This window comes from Novosphingobium sp. PP1Y (assembly GCF_000253255.1).
GTDB lineage: Bacteria > Pseudomonadota > Alphaproteobacteria > Sphingomonadales > Sphingomonadaceae > Novosphingobium.
In genome coordinates this window covers 805,339-823,564 of sequence record NC_015583.1, presented here as the reverse complement: position 1 = coordinate 823,564, position 18,226 = coordinate 805,339, and the positions used below count along the sequence as shown (strand labels likewise).

The 18,226-nt window shown below is 58.7% G+C and carries 13 protein-coding genes; 11 read left to right on the top strand and 2 right to left on the bottom strand.

Annotation, left to right across the window (positions count from 1 at the left end; all coding sequences use genetic code 11):
• The first annotated feature begins 108 nt into the window (after positions 1–108).
• The 8 genes from PP1Y_RS04620 (at position 109) to PP1Y_RS04590 (ending at position 9,061) form a co-directional block, all read left to right on the top strand.
• Entirely contained in the window at positions 109–1,074 is a 966-nt protein-coding gene (locus PP1Y_RS04620; RefSeq protein WP_013836923.1) for a helix-turn-helix domain-containing protein, read from the top strand.
• 138 nt (positions 1,075–1,212) lie between these two features.
• The gene (locus PP1Y_RS26320) at positions 1,213–2,028 is read left to right on the top strand and encodes a TonB-dependent receptor (protein ID WP_051009953.1); all 816 of its coding nucleotides are present in this window, start codon (positions 1,213–1,215) and stop codon (positions 2,026–2,028) included.
• Positions 1,934–3,676: a TonB-dependent receptor gene (locus PP1Y_RS24835; protein ID WP_232512370.1), complete on the top strand. Its 1,743-nt coding sequence runs from the start codon at positions 1,934–1,936 to the stop codon at positions 3,674–3,676. The genes PP1Y_RS26320 and PP1Y_RS24835 overlap by 95 nt, the downstream gene beginning before the upstream one ends.
• A gap of 85 nt (positions 3,677–3,761) precedes the next feature.
• Entirely contained in the window at positions 3,762–5,120 is a 1,359-nt protein-coding gene (locus tag PP1Y_RS04610; protein WP_013836920.1) for an SRPBCC family protein, read from the top strand.
• Positions 5,113–5,592, top strand: coding sequence for an aromatic-ring-hydroxylating dioxygenase subunit beta (locus tag PP1Y_RS04605; RefSeq protein ID WP_013836919.1), 480 nt, complete (start codon positions 5,113–5,115; stop codon positions 5,590–5,592). The genes PP1Y_RS04610 and PP1Y_RS04605 overlap by 8 nt, the downstream gene beginning before the upstream one ends.
• 90 nt (positions 5,593–5,682) lie before the next feature.
• Positions 5,683–7,023 carry an aldehyde dehydrogenase gene (locus PP1Y_RS04600; protein ID WP_232512369.1) on the top strand — a complete coding sequence of 447 codons (1,341 nt, stop codon included), beginning with the start codon at positions 5,683–5,685 and terminating at the stop codon, positions 7,021–7,023.
• Between the two features lie 96 nt (positions 7,024–7,119).
• Positions 7,120–7,617, top strand: coding sequence for a MarR family winged helix-turn-helix transcriptional regulator (locus PP1Y_RS04595; protein ID WP_013836917.1), 498 nt, complete (start codon positions 7,120–7,122; stop codon positions 7,615–7,617).
• A gap of 349 nt (positions 7,618–7,966) precedes the next feature.
• Positions 7,967–9,061: a LacI family DNA-binding transcriptional regulator gene (locus tag PP1Y_RS04590; protein WP_148274836.1), complete on the top strand. Its 1,095-nt coding sequence runs from the start codon at positions 7,967–7,969 to the stop codon at positions 9,059–9,061.
• Between the two features lie 60 nt (positions 9,062–9,121).
• Here the strand turns inward: PP1Y_RS04590 and PP1Y_RS24585 are convergent, their stop codons facing one another.
• Complete coding sequence (locus PP1Y_RS24585; RefSeq protein WP_051009949.1) at positions 9,122–10,159, bottom strand: nitrilase-related carbon-nitrogen hydrolase; 1,038 nt, start codon at positions 10,157–10,159, stop codon at positions 9,122–9,124.
• 112 nt (positions 10,160–10,271) lie between these two features.
• Positions 10,272–12,524, bottom strand: a complete 2,253-nt coding sequence (locus PP1Y_RS04580; protein WP_148274835.1) for a TonB-dependent receptor — start codon at positions 12,522–12,524, stop codon at positions 10,272–10,274.
• Between the two features lie 274 nt (positions 12,525–12,798).
• Here PP1Y_RS04580 and PP1Y_RS04575 point away from each other — a divergent pair, with 274 nt between their 5' ends.
• From PP1Y_RS04575 to PP1Y_RS04565, 3 genes are all read left to right on the top strand, one after another.
• On the top strand, positions 12,799–15,042 hold the full coding sequence (locus tag PP1Y_RS04575; protein ID WP_148274834.1) for a glycoside hydrolase family 3 C-terminal domain-containing protein: 2,244 nt from the start codon (positions 12,799–12,801) through the stop codon (positions 15,040–15,042).
• The gene (locus PP1Y_RS04570) at positions 15,039–16,397 is read left to right on the top strand and encodes an MFS transporter (RefSeq protein WP_013836912.1); all 1,359 of its coding nucleotides are present in this window, start codon (positions 15,039–15,041) and stop codon (positions 16,395–16,397) included. Before PP1Y_RS04575 ends, PP1Y_RS04570 begins: the two co-directional genes overlap by 4 nt.
• Before the next feature lie 558 nt (positions 16,398–16,955).
• On the top strand, positions 16,956–18,032 hold the full coding sequence (locus tag PP1Y_RS04565; protein ID WP_013836911.1) for an IS5 family transposase: 1,077 nt from the start codon (positions 16,956–16,958) through the stop codon (positions 18,030–18,032).
• The last annotated feature ends 194 nt before the right edge of the window (positions 18,033–18,226 follow it).

Sequence of the window (18,226 nt, the reverse complement as noted above, 5' to 3'; positions counted from 1 at the left end):
TAGGGTTATCGCAAGGCGGAAAGCGCAGTCTTGTTCGTAGGGGTATAGTCGGTTGTTTTGAGTGGCACGAAATCCAATGCAGATAGTCGTTTTCGAAAGGATGTGGTCATGCAGCTAGCGGATAAGTGCTTCACTCAGCGTGATTGTTCGTCATTTTCCTACTGGCGCGAGGCCGTCTGCGAAACATTTGTCGACCTCGATTGCCGCCAACACAACAGCAGCAGTTTCAGAGGCCAGATCCAAAACCGCCAACTGCTCGACGTCTCTTTCGTGACCGTTTCCGCAACCCCGCACACGGTCGTGCGGGATGCGCAGCGCATCGCCCGCTCTAGCGATGATTTCTTCCTGCTCAGCATCATACACGAAGGCGAGATGGGTATCGAGCAGCGCGGTCGTATGACCCGCCTGCAACGGGGCGAGTTCGCCATTTACGACACGACCGAACCATACCGCATCATTCTCGATCAACCTTTTGTGCAGTCTGTCCTGCGGTTCGATCGCAAGGAAATAACCGACCGGGTGCTCAATCCTTCGTTGCTGACCTCCCGAGCTGTCGCCTGCGACAAGGGCATGGGAGCCATCACCTCGACCTATATCCGGCAGCTGGGCGCGCAACTGGAAGAAGTTTTCCCGATGAGCGGCCGGCAATTGCGAAACACCCTGCTCGACCTTGTGGCCGCCTCATTGAAAGATCTGGATGGAGAAAGCGCGCCTCCCGTCCGCGAAGGGCATCATTTTTTCCTCAACCGAGCGTTGAGTTTCGTCGAAGATAACCTACTGGACGAAACCCTGTCCTGTGAAAGCGTGGCCCAGGCGATGGGGGTTTCAAGCCGTTACCTGCGGAAACTGTTCGAAGGTCGCAAGCATACCCTGTCCGAGTGGATCTGGCACCGCAGGCTGGAGGAGAGCCTCAAGTCGTTGGGCGAGAGTCAGGGTGCCCAGCGATCGATCACCGCGATCGCCTATGACTTGGGGTTCAAGGATCCGGCCCACTTCAGCAAAGCCTTCAAGGTCAAATTCGGCATGACACCACGCGAGTACCGGCTGTGCGGCGCGACAGGACCAGCACACTGACCAAAAGCGTGATTCCGCTATGAACAAGCTTGGGAACCATCTCGAACAAGTCTTTCAGGCCGGCTCGATTCATACAAGCTAGCTGCAAGTTCTGCCCGGAGTGGGGAGAGCCGCAAAGAATCAGGGAGTTCGGGGAAGATGAAACAGCAACACAAGATAGCCATCGGCCGCACGTCGGTCGCCGCCCTGCTGCTCGGCAGCATGCTCGCAAGGATGCCTACGGCCATGGCGCAGGAGACCACGACGGCATCAGATGACAGTATCGGCGAAATCGTCGTCACCGTCACGAAGCGATCGGAAAACATGCAAAATGTGCCGATCGCCATTTCGGCGCTCAGCGGCACCGCCCTCGAACAAAAGGGTATCACGAGCGTCGGCCAGATCGGCGGCTATGTCCCGAACATCGACATCAAGAACACTGTCTCCTTTGCCGGTTCGTCGCAGATTCTGGTCGCCACCGTGCGCGGCATCGGCCAGAACGATTTCGCCTTCAACCTTGAACCGGGCGTCGGCGTCTATATCGATGGCGTGTACTATGCCCGGTCGCTGGGCGCGGTGGTCGATCTGCTCGACCTTGAACGCATCGAAGTCCTCAAAGGACCGCAGGGCGACCTGTTTGGGCGAAATACCATTGGTGGGGCGCTCAACATCGTGACCCGCGACCCAGCGAGGGACTTCCGCTATCAGCTTGAAGGGACGACCGGCAGCTTCAGCCGCACCTACGTGCGCGGATCGATCGACCTGCCGCTGATCGAGGACACTTTGCTCTCTCAGGCATCCTTCTCTTACAAGCACCGCGATGGTTACCAAAAAGCGGATTCCGTTCCCTGGTCTTCCTGGAACGATCACCGATCAGGGCATGTTCCGCAAGGTGGGAACACCTGGTGGGTCGGATACCCAGGGCGGAGAGAATGCCTTCAATGCCCGCTTCAAGTTAAAATTCATTGCCAGTGATACACTCGGCTTCCTGTTCTCGGCCGATTACACGCGCGCGCGGCAGGAAGCACGGCCCAGCACCCTGTTGTTCACGAAAGCTGGACCCAACGATGGCACGGTGGCGTCGGCCTATAACGGTTGCATCTTCGGCCAGGCCCCCACTTTCATTTGCAGCAATCGCGGCGTGGTCGGCACCAGTTTTTCCGGGGTCAACGTCGATGCCGATCCCAATAACAATCGCCTGCCAATCTCCGACGCGTTCGTCACCAGCGATATAGACAAGAGTTACGCGCGCGGCAGCAACTTCGACAATCTGACCTCTTGGGGACTGTCACTCACCACGAATCTCGAACTTTCCGACGGCGCCTCGTTAAAATTGATTACGGCCTATCGCTCGCTCGACTCGAAATTCGGCAGCGAAATCGCGGCAACGCCGATCATCCTCAACGACGCCTCGTTCGCAATGGACCAGAAACAGTTCTCGCAGGAATTTCAACTCAACCATGACAGCCTTGATGGTCGCCTGAAGGGTACTCTCGGCCTTTACTATTTCTCCGAAACCGGTGGCCTGCTGGATACGCCAGTCTTCGCTGAAGGTCTGATCCAGATCTACGGTCCAAACCGCTTTAGCAACAAGGCCTATGCCGCCTTTGCGCACGAACATTTTGACCTTACGGACAAGCTCGGACTGACCTTCGGCGTGCGATATACCAAGGAAAACAAGAAGTTTCGTGGTGATCAGCAGGATCTGAACGCGTTCTGGGCGCGCGCCGGGGCCGGCGTTGATCCGAATGTCGTCACCTCCCTGCCGCTGCCGTTCCTGCCCGACCAGAACGACCTTACCCGGCTTTACCCCTTCGGCCTGAACAAGCTGAGCTTCAGTAATGTCTCGATCAAGGCGGGCGCGGAATACAAGTTCTCCCCGGCTGTGATGGCCTATTACTCTTTCGCGCAGGGCTTCAAATCAGGCGGTTGGACCACCCGCCTTCTCTCACCTTCGACCTTGACCGCAAATGACCTGACTTTCCGCCCGGAAAAGGCGAACACGCACGAAATCGGCCTGAAGTCCAAGCTGCTGGACGGGCATCTGCGCCTTAATCTGGCGGCCTTTTCCACCGCATACAAGGATATCCAGATCACCGAAATCATCGCCATTTCCCCGGCGTTCAAGAACGCGGGAGAAGCAACGATCCGGGGTTTTGAAGCGGAATCCGAGGCCAGGTTTGGCGGCTTCGGCCTTACAGCCGGTATTGGCTATCTTGACGCCCACTACACCAAGATGTCACCCGGCGCGACAATTCCGGTGACCAACGACCTCGTCAACGCGCCGGAGTGGTCGGTCAGCCTTGGCGCCAATTACCGCCATGAGTTGGCGAACGGATCGGCATTCACCCTGAACGGCGATTACAATTACAAGAGCAGCACTTCGCCGGACGCTGAAAATTCGCCCTATCTCCGATCGGGCAACGTCGGACTGCTGAACGGCTCACTTGCTTTCGACGATGCCGATGACCGGTGGGGCGTCACTTTCGGGGTCAAGAATATCACTGACAAGCGGTTCGTGGTGGGCGGTTATGACCAGTCTGGCCCGAACGCCATTGGCTATGTGGGCGTCGGCTATTCGCCGCCGCGTCAGTGGTATCTTACCCTTCGCGTCAAGAACTGACTTATCCCCGTGCGCGCCGCCCCCAACCTTCGGTCGGCGCGCACAACCAGGACAAGAGCCGGGAAGCGAGGCTGAGGAAAGCAGAATGACCATTGAAGACATCAGGGCGCTGGTCGATGACCGGCCTTCAAATGGCTGGTTTAGTGTAAACCGCGCTGCATTCACCGACGAAGCCCTGTTCGAACAGGAGATCCGCCACGTTTTCGAAGGCGGATGGGTATTCCTGGGAATGGAAAGCCAGGCGCCGGACAAGCATAGCTATTTCACCGTCACCATTGGCCGCATCCCCATCGTCGTCATGCGGGACGGCGAGGGAAAGCTGGACGCCTTCGTCAATGCCTGTCCGCACAAGGGCGCATTGATCTGTCACCGCCGAGCCGGCAAGGGGCGGCTTCACGTCTGCCGCTACCACAGCTGGAGTTTCGACAGCGCGGGGCGCAACGTCGCGGTCAAGGGTATGAACGCAGGAGCCTATTCCGAAGAGTTCATTAGCCGAGATCGCAACCTGTCACGTCTGCCAGCCTTTGCGAACTATCGCGGCTTTCTGTTCGGCAGCCTCGTCCCGACCTGCCCGATCGAAGAGCATCTCGGCGAAGCGCGGCGCCTGCTGGACTTGTCGGCGGACCAAGGCGAGGACGGCCTCGAACTTGTTCCCGGAGAGATAGTCTTCACATTCGACGGGAACTGGAAATACCAGCTCGAAAACTGCTCCGACGCCTATCATTTTACCTCGGCCCATCCATCCTACATCCGCCTTCTGGACAAGCGCGCCAAGGAAAGGCGACCGGAATCGGTACGGTCGATCTGGGAAAAGGACAAGAACTGGAGCGAGGAAGCCGAGGGCGTAACCGGCGGCTCTTACAGCTTTGACGAAGGACATGTGCTCAATTGGGGGCTGATTGCCGTCAGCGATGCCGTTCCCCTGTTCGAGCGCGCCGAAATATTGGCCGAACGGTATGGCGCTGCCCGCAGGGACTGGATGTTCAACATGCGGAACCTGACCATTTTTCCGAACCTGCAACTTGCCGAAAACGCATCGAGCCAATTGCGTATCATCCGCCCGCTAGCGGCCAACAAGACCGAGATGCGCACGTTTTGCATCGCCCCGCGTGGAGAGAGCGCAGAAGCCCGCCGTCAGCGGATCCGCAATTACGAGGATTTCTTCAATCCGACCGGCATGGCGACGCCAGACGATACCGTAAGCTATGAAGATTGCCAGGCGGGGAATGCCAACCCCCTGCAAAGCTGGGCCTATGGATATTGCCGCGGCGCGACGGCCAGCGTGACGGGCGGAAATGCCTTTTCCGACCTCCTGGAAATGAACCCGGCGCGCAGCGTGCTCGGCGACGCCATGCTATGCGACGAAACGCTCTATCACAGCTATTATCGCGCATGGCTGGCGCGGATGGAAGCAGGCGCGGCCCAGGAGACACACGATGCTTGATCCGGCGCAGGTGACCGCGCTGATCACGCGCGAGGCGCTGCTGCTCGACCGCCGGCGCTGGCGCGAGTGGCTAGATCTCTATAGCGAGGACTGCGTCTTCTGGATGCCCGCCTGGCTCGATGAAGAGACGACCACAAGCGATCCGCACGCCGAGTTGTCGCACATCTACTACAAGGGGCGGCACAATCTGGAGGACCGCGTGTGGCGTGCCACTTCGGACCTATCGGTTGCATCGGACATTCTGCCGCGTGTCTGTCATCAGGTCACCAACATCATGGTCGAAGGGGCAGATAGCGCGACAGCAGCGTTCTGCTCGCACGTCTACGAACCCAAGCGTCAGCGGCAGCGCAGCCTGTTCGGGCGTTACGATTATCAGTTCGTCAACCAAGCCGGCGAGCTCAAGATTGCCGCCAAAACGATCACTCTGATGAATGACCGGATCGAAACGGTCGCCGATTTCTACATGGTCTGAAACGCCGGAAACCAGCCGGGGAAAGAGGATAGATTGACCTTTACACGCCTGAACCCGCTCACCGGGGAAATCGCTTCGTCGGCGCCAGCAATGAAGGCGATCGACGTTCCCAAGGTGACCGCACGCGCCGCATCGGCCTTTCCCGTCTGGGCGGCGATGGGCCCCAATGCCCGCCGCGCCGTGTTGATGAAAGCCGCCGCCGCGCTCGAAGCGCGCCAGGACGATTTTGTTGCCGCAATGATGAACGAAACCGGATCCACCGCGGGATGGGCCATGTTCAACCTTGGCCTTGCCGCAGGCATCGTGCGCGAGGCGGCTGCGCTGACGACGCATATCACTGGCGAGGTGATCCCGTCGGACAGGTCGGGCTGCATCGCCATGGCGCTCAAGGAACCGGTTGGCGTGATTCTGGGCATCGCGCCCTGGAATGCGCCGATCATTCTGGGCGTGCGCGCCATTGCGGTGCCCTTGGCCTGCGGGAACAGCGTGATCCTGAAGGCCAGCGAAGCTTGCCCGCGCACGCACATTTTGATTGTCGAGGCCTTCGCGGAAGCTGGCTTCCCGGAAGGTACCGTCAATCTCGTCACCAACGCCCCGGAAGATGCAGCCGAAGTGGTCGGCGCGCTGATCGATGCGCCGGAAGTGAAACGTATCAATTTCACGGGTTCGACCGGGGTCGGCAAAATCATCGCCAAACGCGCGGCCGAGCATTTGAAGCCTTGCCTGCTCGAACTTGGCGGCAAGGCGCCCTTGCTGGTACTCGAGGATACAGACCTTGACGAAGCGGTCAAAGCGGCGGCATTTGGTGCCTTCATGAACCAGGGCCAGATCTGCATGTCGACCGAACGGGTCATAGTGGTGGAAAACGTGGCCGATGCGTTCATAGAAAAGTTCACGGCCAAGGCCCGCGCTTTGCCCGTCGGCGACCCGCGCGAGGGCAAGACGCCCCTCGGCGCGGTGATCGACCGCAAGACCGTGGATCACGTGAACAGCCTGATCGACGACGCGGTGGCCAAGGGCGCCAGCGTGGCCGCAGGCGGAAAGGGTGACAGCGTGCTGATGCCGGCGACTGTCGTCACGGGCGTCACCTCGGAGATGGACCTCTACCGCGACGAAAGCTTCGGTCCGGTCGTCGCGTTGATCCGCGCCCGCGACGAGGAACAGGCAATCGAGCTAGCCAACGACAGCCAATATGGCCTGTCAGCGGCGGTCTTCACACGCGACACGGCGCGCGGATTGAGCGTTGCCCGGCGAATTCACTCCGGCATCTGCCATGTTAACGGTCCGACCGTGCATGACGAGGCGCAGATGCCTTTCGGCGGAGTAGGCGCTTCAGGCTATGGCCGTTTCGGTGGCAAGGCTGGTATCGACAGCTTCACCGAAACCCGCTGGATCACCGTCGAAACACAGCCGGGGCATTATCCCATCTGACCGGGGCGCACCTCTTGCTGCCTGTTGCAGCCCGGTCAATCTCGGATTGCAGCCGGACGGCTGGACATAGAACTGAACAGAGGACTCAGGCGAAAAATGTCGGCCAAGATCAAAGCATCAAAACAAACCGATCCAAGCGTGAAGGCGTGGGACGGATGGGAGTCCCTGTCGAGCGAATTCAAGGAAAGCATCGCGTTCAATCTGCGCCTTGCACAATCCGCGTCTTTTTCAGAATTCCGGCGCATTACCGAGGAAGACGGATTGAAGCCGGGCGACTACGCCGTGCTGCGAATGATCTGCGAAAACCCCGGCATCACGCCGTCGCAAATCAGCACGGCGAATAGCCGCGACAAGTCCACTCTCACGCCGCATCTGAAGAGCCTTGAACGACAGGGCCTGATCTCGCGCCGGAAGAGTACAGAAGATCGCCGGGTCCAGCATCTGTTCTTGACTCCAGTAGGCCAGGACAAGGTCGCCGTTCTCTCGGAACATGCAAAGAGTCACGACGCGGCTCTCGATGCTCTCATGACGACCGCCGAAAAACGGAAGCTGCTCACGCTGCTGGTCCGCATCGCGCGCTGGCAGGGGGCCTGAGACTGACGCTGGATATGGAGGCGGAAGGGTCCTGATCCTTCACTTGGCCTTCCGCCAGGGCCCTGGGAAGACGTCTTATCAGAGGTCCATTAGCGGCCGAGCCGCATTGCGTGGCAAGGTGTTCGTTTGCGTGGGCGTTCTTCCATGCGAAAGCTGTGGCCACGGGTTAAGGAAGGCGCCCTGACTGGAAATGCTTTCTGCTTGTGGCTATCTGAGATAAGGGCCAATCAAACACATCGGAGCCGATGAGACCGCCATGTGATACCGGCCGGAGGATAGTGGCAGCTTTGTTTGAACAGCGGTCAGTGAAGAGTTAGCTGCATGGACTGTCAGTCCGAACGATCTGTCGATGCCAGAAAATCCGTCCGCCAAGAAGACTACACCGCAGAAACCAAGTAACCTGGGGCCGATGAAAGAATTAAAGAAATCAGACAGCCAAAGGATCAAATCCAAACCGACCATTGTCGATGTGGCGGAGCTCGCCGGCGTGTCCTTCAAGACAGTTTCGCGGGTCATCAATAATCAGTCCTATGTCGGCGAGGCAACGCGGGCGCGGGTACTGGAGGCGATCGATGCACTGAATTTCGTCCCCAACATGGGGGCTCGTACAATTCGCGGCGGCCGCCACATGACAATTGCCCTGTTGTTTCCCGAACGAAAATCCCAATACCAGATGGAAGTTCAGGACGCTGCACTCGGTGCATGTCGGAGCGCTGGCTATCACCTGATCGCCGAATCGCTGGCCGCAGAAGTCCTGCAGAACAAGGGTCAGATCGCAGCGCAGCTTTCGGATCTACGCGTGTCGGGGTTTATCGTCATGCCGCCGGTCTGCGACAACCATGAGCTGATTGAGACCCTGCAAGAACTGAGCCTGCCCTACTCGCGGCTTGCTCCGGGCGAACATTTGAAAACCGGAGCGGAAGTGGTTGTTGACGATGCCGTAGCCGTCAGAACCATGGTGGATCATTTGTGGTCCCTGGGCCATCGCCGAATTGGTTTTATCGTCGGCAATGCAAGCCACACTTCGTCAAGAATCCGGCTTGGGGCATTTCTCGATCATTTTGCAAGGCTCGCGGGCACTGTCCCACTCGACATGGTTCGTCAGGGCGATTTCACATCAAGTTCCGGCTTCGAGGCTGCGGCTAGCTTGCTTGACCTGCCCAATCCGCCAACCGCGATATTTGCCTCGAACGATGAGATGGCAACGGGCGTCATATCCTGCGCCTTGGGGCGCGGGATTGCCGTTCCCGAAAAGCTATCGGTTTGCGGGTTCGACAACAGTCCGGTGGCCAGCCTGATCTGGCCATCCCTTACAACCATCAATCAACCGCTGACTGAAATGGTCCATGCCGCCGTGCAGCAGCTGATCAGGCCACGTTCGAACCGGCGGGTAGAGCTCGATCTGAGCCTGATCATCCGCCAATCAACTGGACCCGCGCCATAGCGAAACGCCACAATGTTCCCAAACTCAACGAATTTTGGTTGGCAAGGGCACCCGACTCAGCTACGCATGCTCCGGATCAGGAAGGCTGGGTCCAGGGTGATTTTTCAGGATCAAACGCGCGATACCATAGGAAAATTCACCTTCCGGGTCAGCGACATGTCCAGTCCAACTGTCGTCAGGCACGACCTTGTGGAAGAGAAGCGGTTTGGTCGATTCAGGAGCGATTTCGGCCGCGCAGACTCCCTTTTCGAAGACCGCAGCATAGCCAACTGCTGGCAAGAGTGTGACGGCACCAGATACCAGCGACGCATGGGCCGCCGCTGCATAACCTACCTCGGTTCTTTCCCACCACTGCGTTGTCGCATCGGTCCTGGGCAGCAACGGCCAGGCTGCGATGTGCAGATTGGGCAATTGCGCCATGACGGGGAAGACAGATTGCGGCCTCAAATGCTCGAAGCATTCGAGCAGGCTGACCCTGCCCAAGCGTGTGGTGGCAACATGAAGGTTGGCCCTCATTCCGTCATCGCTCCAACACTGTCGCTCGCTCCCTGAAGGGCGGATTTTGCGGCGAACCAGAACGGTCTCGCCGGCATTGCCGATCAGGGTCTGGCTCATGTAGGCGTAATCGCCTGCGATTTCGCTGAATCCGAAGCTCACATGGATGTGGTTCTCCCGCGCTGCCGCGGAAATCCGGAGCCAGTTCGCGTCGCCTACCGTCATGGAGTTTGCGACGTAGCCTGCCCAATTGCTTGCCCTCCAGTCGGTCTGGAAGTTGATATCCTTGGGATAGCCCGGCAGCCAAAGTTCCCCGCACGCCAGGAGTTGCGCGCCGTTAGCACTAGCCACGTGGATCAGTTCGACGAGCTTCTCGACGCCGGGGCCAATTCGCAGCGCTGCGTCCGCAGGCACATGCGCGAGAGCGATCAGATATGGCTCGCGAGATATGATGCCATGGCTTTCCGCACCGACACGCGACGCGGATGCCATTGCCGGAAAAGACACGGCGAGCCCGGCGGAAACGCCCTTGATCAATTCGCGCCGAGAAGTCCAATCCGCTTTGGCTTCATACCCCTCGCGCTTTTCCCTTTCCGTCATCATTCCTGTCTCCCAGGGCCTCTGAATACACTGCCCGCGCAGAGTCGCAGGGCCTCAAATAGAAAAGGGGCCCCAAACTGCCGCTCCCTTCCTTTATTATGCAAACCCGAAGAGCTCAGAACTTGAAACCGGCGCGTACGCCATAGGTCCGGGGCTGTTCAAACTGAACGTTGGCCAGACGCCCACCTTGGGCCTGGGAAACCGACAGCTTATTCTCGAGGTTCTTGAGGAACAGCTGAACGTAATAGCGCTTCTCCGGCGCATTGTAGGTAATGTTCAGGTCGGTCTTCGAATAGCCCGGTTGCTTGAATTGCGAAAGAGTACCAAGGTTTGTAATGACATAGCTCGAACTGATGAGAGAACGCACGCCAAACTCGATCTCGGCATCGTTACCCAGCATAACAGTATGGGTATACCCGAGGTTCGCGGTCCATTTCGGGGCGTGGTCGAGCTGCTTTCCGGCGAAGCTCAGCGGAGTCGCGGTGTTCGGGAAGGTGACGTCGGGGATGAAGTCGGCAAACCGTGCATTCAGATAATTCAGCCCGACCGAGAACATTCCGCCTACGTAAGGAGTGATGTTTGCTTCGAGTTCGACGCCATCAACCTTCGCCTTGGCCGCATTGCTGGTGCGATTACCAGGAACCGGAGCGGTAACGACCTGGCTAAGCTGCAGTCCGGAATAATCGTAGTGGAACACCGATCCATTCAGGCGAACAGCGTCACCCAGCTTCAGCTTTACACCAGCTTCATAGGCGGTCAGATTTTCGGGCTGATAATAGAGCGTCTCGGGCGTCAGGATGCAGCCGACTCCTCCAGAGGTGATGAGGCAGCCATCATTGAAACCGCCAGACTTGTAACCTGTTGAAATACTGGCAAAGATAAGACCGATCGGCGAGTCATAGTCGACGCCGACTTTCCAGGTGGTCTTGCTCCAGTTGTTCGCCGCGATATTCGTGTTGAGCGTGCACTGGAGCGCAGCGCACGGCGACAGGGCAACGGATGGATAACGGGTAACCGTCAAGCCGTTGCGGGACTTCTCGTCTTTGGTATGGCGGACCCCGCCGGTCAGATGGAGCTCGGGCGTAACGTCATAGGTCAACGTTCCGAAAACGCCCTTGGACGTCGACTGCGTGGGACCCTGAACGAAGCCGAAACCGATCGCGTTGGCACCGCCCGGACCATTTGCCTCGGGCGGGCCGAGGATCAGCGAGAGGTCGCTCTTCTCACGGAAGTAGTAGAGCCCGACCTGGCCATGCAGCGGATTGCCCTGTCCGAAGGCGGCGCGCAGTTCGTGCGACCGCTGGTTGAAACGCCCTCGATAGACCGCCGGGTTGCTGGTGAAGCTTCCGACAATATAATTGCGCAGGTCGTCGCGATGGGTTTCGCGGTAGGAACCGAGGTAGGTCAGCTCGAACAAGCCAAAATCATAGGAAAATTCGCCCATGATCCCGCCAAACTTGTAGTCACGCTGATCCGGTCCAGCGAGCGCAAAGGGATAAGTCAGATAATCCTTTGTGCTGCGACGGATGTGGGGCTGGTTCACGCCCTTGGCGACAGCCGTGTTGTAGGCATTGGCCAAGGGCAGGACGTTCAGCATGCTGCCGTTCGCATTCGAATAGTCCCCCCGCACCACGAATTTGAAGCGGTCGCCGAGCGTGCCGCCGAATGAGAGTCGCCCAGAAAAAATATCGCGAGCCGGCAGAAGAGTGCCGCCGCTGGTGTCGGCCAGCTTGATGACGTTGTCCATCCGTTCGTAGTTCACTGCTGCACGCAGGCCCAGCGAATCGCCAACCGGAATATTGATCATGGCTGTCGCGCCGCGCTGGCCATAGTTTCCGAAGTAGGCATCGCCCGAAGCCTCGAACTCCGCCTTGGGCCTCGCTGAAATCACGTTGATCACGCCGGCCGTTGTATTGCGGCCATAAAGTGTACCCTGCGGACCGCGCAGAACTTCAATGCGCTCGAGGTCGTAAAAGCTGCCGAGAATGTCGGAGGAGCGAGCAATATAGACCCCATCCAGCAGGAAGGCGGCCGAAGGATCGCCCTTTTCAGTCGTGTCAGCAGAGGTGACCCCGCGAATGGCTACTCGAGCGTTATCGCGATCGGTGCTGATCTGCAGGTTGGGCACTACCTGACCAAGCGAGCGGGCATCAACGATCCCTGCATCACGCAGACCATCCTGCGAAATCGCGGTCATCGCGACCGGTGTCTTCGACAGCCGCGATTCTGTCCTATTCGCGGTGACAATGATATCGCCCATGTCAGCGGCCTGGCCAGCGTCATCCTGTCGTGACGCATCCTGCGCAAGTGTCGGGACTGACGACAGGGCAAATATGATGGCCGTGCAGGCCAAAAGCGTAGATTTCACGATTTTCCTCCCCCAGATGTTAATGTCTGGAATTGTTGGATGTCATACTAGTTCATGTGAGTCAAGACAACATTGTCATACAGAGCCCGACGCTGATCACCCTGTCGCGCGCGCCCAGAAAATCGGATGCAAGGGGATCCTTCTGACACTAAAATGTCTAGTTAATCGGCTAAATCTCACCGGTTTCCGTTACCTGAGATCAGGCAAAGGCGTTTCTCCTCGCGGTCAAATGCGCTTGTCCACGTAGCAGAGCATTGACCATTATAAGTGTATTATGCCAATGTTGTCATATGGCAATGAGAGCGGGGTGATTCCGGCGCAGTCGGTGTCCGCCGAATGCGCCGGGAAGGGAGACTGCGTGGAAGCGAATCTAAATGAGATCACAGCGGCAAGCAGTTTTGCCGCCACAGCAGACAAGCGAGCAGCGGATCTGGTCCGGCAAATGTCGCTGGATGAGAAGCTTGCCATTGTACACGGCCCAATGGGGCGAACGCGCAAGGGCATCCCGGCGCCTGCGGAAGCCTTGGGTTCAGCCGGGTACGTTCCTGGCGTGCCGCGACTCGGCATTCCCGCCTTGCAAGAAACCGATGCCAGCGTTGGCGTGACCAACCCAGATGAATGCCGGCCAGGCGACGGCGCGACCGCCCTGCCCTCAACCATTTCGCTTGCTTCTGTCTGGGACCGCAAACTGGCCCGCGACTGCGGAAAGGTGCTGGGCAACGAGAGCCGAATGAAAGGCTTCAATGTCATGCTCGCCGGGGGCGTCAACCTTGCCCGCGAACCGCGCAATGGCCGCAACTTCGAGTATTTTGGCGAAGATCCTCTGCTCAGCGGCATTCTAGCGGGTGAGAGTATCCGCGGAATTCAGGATGAAAACATCATTTCGACAGTCAAGCACTACGCGCTCAACAATCAAGAAACCGGACGCTTCAGCGCCGACGTCCGGATAAGCGAAGCCTCGGCCCGGGAAAGTGACCTCCTCGCTTTCGAACTGGCTATCGAAGTCGGTCAGCCAGGTTCGGTGATGTGTGCCTACAATCTGGTCAATGGGAGCTTCTGCAGCGAGAGTGATTGGCTGCTCAATACGGTGCTCAAGAGCGACTGGAAATATCCCGGCTGGGTCATGTCGGACTGGGGATCGGTTCGCAGCGTCGACGCAGCCATGGCCGGACTGGACCAGCAATCAGGCGATCAGCTGGACGCAGAAGTCTTTTTCGATGTCCCTCTGCGCGCAAAGGTGGAAAGCGACCCGGCATGGGCGGCGCGACTGGACGACATGGTCCATCGCATAGTCCGTTCCCTGTTCTCCGTCGGACTGATGGACCGGCCTGCCGAACCTGGTCCCATCGACTATGCGGCGCATGCGGATATTTCCCGGCGCACCGCGGAACAGGGCATCGTGATGCTGCGCAATCAAGACGGGGCTCTGCCATTGGGCAGACCCGGCGCGATCGCGGTAATTGGCGGGATGGCGGAGTTTGGCGTGCTGGCTGGAGGAGGCTCGTCCTATGTGACTGCAATCGACGGACCCGGTATCCAGATTCCCGCGATGGGCGTCTCTGCGGTGGGTGTGCCGCGCACGATGATCTACCACCCCTCCTCGCCCTATGCTGCACTACGCACCGCGTTGCCGGAAGCCGACTTCCATCTCAACGATGGCGCCTATCCTGCCGCCGCAGCAGAGATCGCAAGTCGCTCTGACGTGGCTATCGTCTTTGCCACCCAGTGGACGACTGAGTCCGTGGATGTACCGGACCTATCGCTGCCCAATGGGCAGGACGAGCTGATCCGGGCCGTGGCCAAAGCAAATCCGCATACCATCGTCGTGCTCGAAACCGGCGGACCTGTACTGATGCCTTGGCTCAACGATGTCGCTGCAGTGATCGAGGCGTGGTATTCAGGGAACCGCGGGGGGGAGGCAATCGCCAATGTCCTGCTCGGCAAGGTCAGTCCTTCCGGGCGCCTGCCCATCACCTTTCCGGCATCTGTCGACCAGTTGCCGCGACCCAGGCTATTCGGCCTTGGCCAGTCGGCCTTCGATGCGGCCAACGCCAAGGACGTTTTTCCATTGCCCTATGAAGAAGGCGCTAATGTCGGATATCGCTGGTTCGCCCGCAATGGGCACCAACCGCTTTTTCCGTTCGGCTTTGGCCTGACCTATACCGCTTTCGCATATTCGGAACTTGCTCTTGCATGGGACGGCGAATCTGCGACGGCAAGCTTCACCGTGACCAATACCGGAGCGAACGCAGGATGTGACGTGCCGCAGCTTTATCTCACCCATATCGACGGGGATGTCGATCAGCGTCTCTGCGGCTGGGACAAGTTCGAACTTGCAGCTGGCGAACGCCGTGACTGCACGGTTCGCGTTGACCCCCGCTTGATCGCCCGTTTCGATCCGGACCTGCGTGGCTGGCGTATCGATGAAGGCGAATATCGGTTCGCGGTAGGCAAGGACGCGCTGGACCTGGCACTTGGTGCGACGCTGACGATAGACCAGGGACGGACGTTCGCATGACTCTTGCAACCGCACAGCTCACCCTGCCTCGCAAGCTGGGATACTCGGTCGGCAACTTCGGCCTGAACATCTACTGGCAGAGTCTCACGTACTTCCTGCTCTTTTTCTACACTGACATCCTGGGCCTGAGTGGGGCGACCGCTGGCGCGATCTATATGACTGCATCAATCTTCGATGCAGTGATCGATCCCATAGCTGGTGCTTTGATGGACCGGACCCGGACCCGCTGGGGACGGTATCGACCCTGGATCGCGGTCGGTGCCGCGCCGCTCGCCCTGTCGTTCACGCTGCTCTACCTCGCTCCGGATCTAGAAGGCCGTGTTCTGGTCGTTGCCGTTACAGCAAGCCATTTATTGTTTCGGGTTTGTTATACGACGGTCGCCGTGCCCTTTTCCTCGCTTACCGCGCGACTGAGCCGCGACCAAGCAGTGCGGACACAGCTTACCGCCTTGAATGTGCTGTTCGCCTCTGCCGCGGGGCCGGTGGTCGCGCTGTGCACCCAACCGCTAGTGGCCATGGCTGGCGGCGCGTCCAACAACGGCTTCTTCTGGGCGGCTGTCCTGGGGGGCATCGTTGCCACAGCAACCTTCATTCTCGTTGCCGCGGTTACTCGCGAGCCTGACGACGACGCTGCCGAGTTGCAGCGTGACCACCCGCCCAAATCGTTTGCCTCCTTTGCCTCGATTAGCGGAAACCGCGCCTTCATGTTGCTGATCGGCGGCCTCCTGTTTGCGACACTCAACACAACGGTGATCAGCAAGTCGCTGATTTACTATTTCAAGTACGTCGTCGGCAACGAAGAGGAATCCCGCGCGGCGCTGACCTTTGCGACCACGGCTGCTTTCGTATTGGTTCCAGCTTGGGCCTGGGTAGCGCGGCGTCTCGGCAAGCGGTGGCTTTGGATCAGCGCGACTCTCGTCGGCTTGTCCGGAGTAGCGTTCATGGCACTGGCCCAGCCGACCGCCTCGATCCCCACCACGGCGACCTTTGCGGTGATGCAGACTGGGACTGTAGGTATTGCCGTGGCCTATTGGGCGATGCTCCCCGATACGGTCGAATATGGCGAATGGGCGAACGGAATCCGCCACGAATCGTTCCTTTTTGGGGTCTTCATGTTCGTCCAGAAGATTGGGCTGGGCCTGGCAGCGGGGCTCTTCGGCTCCCTGCTTTCCGTGGTCGGGTACGATCCGTACAGCGCATCCGGCGGTGGACTCGGCACAGCTCTACCGGTCATGATTGCGTTTTTGTGCGGTATCAGTCTTGTGGGGAGCGGCCTTTGCGCATTCTCTTCCCCGCTACGTCAAGGCATCCACGAGCAGATCACTGCGGAACTGGCTCAGCGCAAGCTTGTCTGACCAATGCTGCATCCCGTGGTGCTTGGCCCATACAAGCAGCAAAGCGTCCCGTCTTGGCGAGATACCGGACCTCGCGCGCGGCCAACGGCGACTCCGTGCCGGCAAGGGCAGACGCTGCCGATCGCCAAGGATCGTGAATAGCACTTGATGTCATTTCATCGTACATTGCAAGGGAACGGTAGAAATCGTCGGAATCGAGCATCCTGCCACTAGGTAGTCAAAACGGACGACCGCAACCCGGGACATTGATCGATCAATGAAAATGACCGAATGCTGCGGCTTTTGACGGCCAAACGTAGGGCTCGCGGAGGGAGCAGCACGATGAATGAAAGGCCGCCTTTGACGATCCTAAATGGGCCGTTCAACGACCGCAATGTTGGCAACCTAGTCGGAGCTTCCTGGTGTACTCAGTTCAAGATATCGGCAGAAGGCATTCGCGAGTTGCATCTGTCGAGGAGTGCGGCATTCAGCCTCGACAACTTGGCCGGTTCGAAAAACCTCTGGTGCTGAGTGCGGATATGTGATTCCATTTTTCCGCGATTTTTTGGAGTTTGCGGAATGAGTCAGCCGGGATTTATCGAGGTGGATGAACGGCTTGCGCGGCTGAGCGGTCTCGGCGACCAGCTCGAGGCATTTTCCCGCGCGGTAGATTTTGAACAGTTCCGTCCCGATTTGGAGAAGGCGCTGGCCTATGCGGACGGAGCAAAGGGTGGCCGCCCGCCGCTTGACCCTGTTTTGATGTTCAAAGTTCTGGTGATACAGACGATCAATACACTGTCGGACGAACGCACCGATTATCTCATCAACGACCGACTGTCTTTCATGCGCTTCCTGGGCCTGGGCCTCTCAGACCGGGTTCCCGACGCCAAGACGATCTGGCTGTTCAGGGAACGGTTGACCAAGGCGGGAGCCATCAGCACTCTGTTCGCCCGATTTGACGCCATGCTGGGTCAGGCCGGTTATATTCCGATGTCGGGGCAGGTCATCGATGCATCTCTCCTTGCGGCTCCGCGTCAGCGCAATACCAATGCCGAAAAGGCGGACATCAAGGCTGGGCGTATCCCCGAGCATTGGAAGGACAAGTCCGCGAAGCTGAGCCATAAGGATCGCAACGCGCGTTGGACGCTGAAGTTCACCAAGGCAAAGCCCCGTGATGACGGTACGGTTCCGGCCATGGACCTCGCCATTTCGGCCTTTGGTTACAAGAACCATATCTCCATCGTCCGGCGATACAGGCTGATCAGGCGCTGGAAGGCGACCGACGCCAGCGCCCATGACGGGGCGCGGTTACGCGAAGGGCTGCTGGATCGCAGCAACACCGGCTCGGCTGTTTGGGCGGATACCGCCTATCGCTCGGCCGCCAACGAGCACTATATGGAGCGCCATGGCTTCGTCTCCAAGGTCCACCACAAGAAGCCACCGCATCGCGACATGCCGGTCCAGACAAAGCGGTCCAATGCAGGCAAATCCGTTATCCGCTCGCGCGTTGAGCATGTCTTTGCCGATCAGAAATCCCGCATGGGCCTGTTTGTCCGCACCGTCGGCATAAAAAGGGCCGAGATGAAAATCGGCCTCGCCAACCTCGTCTACAATATCAGGCGCTTCCTGTACCTCAAACGCGTCAATGCCATCTGATCAGCCGATCCAACGTACCGGAAAAGCGGCAAATAGCCGGATCAAAAACAACCCGTCGCTGCAAACCACCAGCAATGCCCACATCATCAGCCTACCAGCGCACACTATCCGGTTCTTCGATCCATCCAGCTGTGGATGGCCCCTGCGCTGCAAGGCCGTCCGGGGGGCGGTCACATCATCAAAGCCGTAAGATC

What these genes read in the sequence shown, in the direction of transcription:
- PP1Y_RS04610 (WP_013836920.1), top strand. Translation starts at nt 3,762, where the DNA reads ATGACCATTGAAGACATCAGGGCGCTGGTCGATGACCGGCCTTCAAAT.
- PP1Y_RS04595 (WP_013836917.1), top strand. Translation starts at nt 7,120, where the DNA reads ATGTCGGCCAAGATCAAAGCATCAAAACAAACCGATCCAAGCGTGAAG.
- PP1Y_RS24835 (WP_232512370.1), top strand. Translation starts at nt 1,934, where the DNA reads ATGTTCCGCAAGGTGGGAACACCTGGTGGGTCGGATACCCAGGGCGGA.
- PP1Y_RS24585 (WP_051009949.1), bottom strand. Translation starts at nt 10,159, where the DNA reads ATGATGACGGAAAGGGAAAAGCGCGAGGGGTATGAAGCCAAAGCGGAT.
- PP1Y_RS26320 (WP_051009953.1), top strand. Translation starts at nt 1,213, where the DNA reads ATGAAACAGCAACACAAGATAGCCATCGGCCGCACGTCGGTCGCCGCC.
- PP1Y_RS04605 (WP_013836919.1), top strand. Translation starts at nt 5,113, where the DNA reads ATGCTTGATCCGGCGCAGGTGACCGCGCTGATCACGCGCGAGGCGCTG.
- PP1Y_RS04590 (WP_148274836.1), top strand. Translation starts at nt 7,967, where the DNA reads ATGCCAGAAAATCCGTCCGCCAAGAAGACTACACCGCAGAAACCAAGT.
- PP1Y_RS04600 (WP_232512369.1), top strand. Translation starts at nt 5,683, where the DNA reads ATGAAGGCGATCGACGTTCCCAAGGTGACCGCACGCGCCGCATCGGCC.
- PP1Y_RS04565 (WP_013836911.1), top strand. Translation starts at nt 16,956, where the DNA reads ATGAGTCAGCCGGGATTTATCGAGGTGGATGAACGGCTTGCGCGGCTG.
- PP1Y_RS04620 (WP_013836923.1), top strand. Translation starts at nt 109, where the DNA reads ATGCAGCTAGCGGATAAGTGCTTCACTCAGCGTGATTGTTCGTCATTT.
- PP1Y_RS04575 (WP_148274834.1), top strand. Translation starts at nt 12,799, where the DNA reads ATGCCAATGTTGTCATATGGCAATGAGAGCGGGGTGATTCCGGCGCAG.
- PP1Y_RS04570 (WP_013836912.1), top strand. Translation starts at nt 15,039, where the DNA reads ATGACTCTTGCAACCGCACAGCTCACCCTGCCTCGCAAGCTGGGATAC.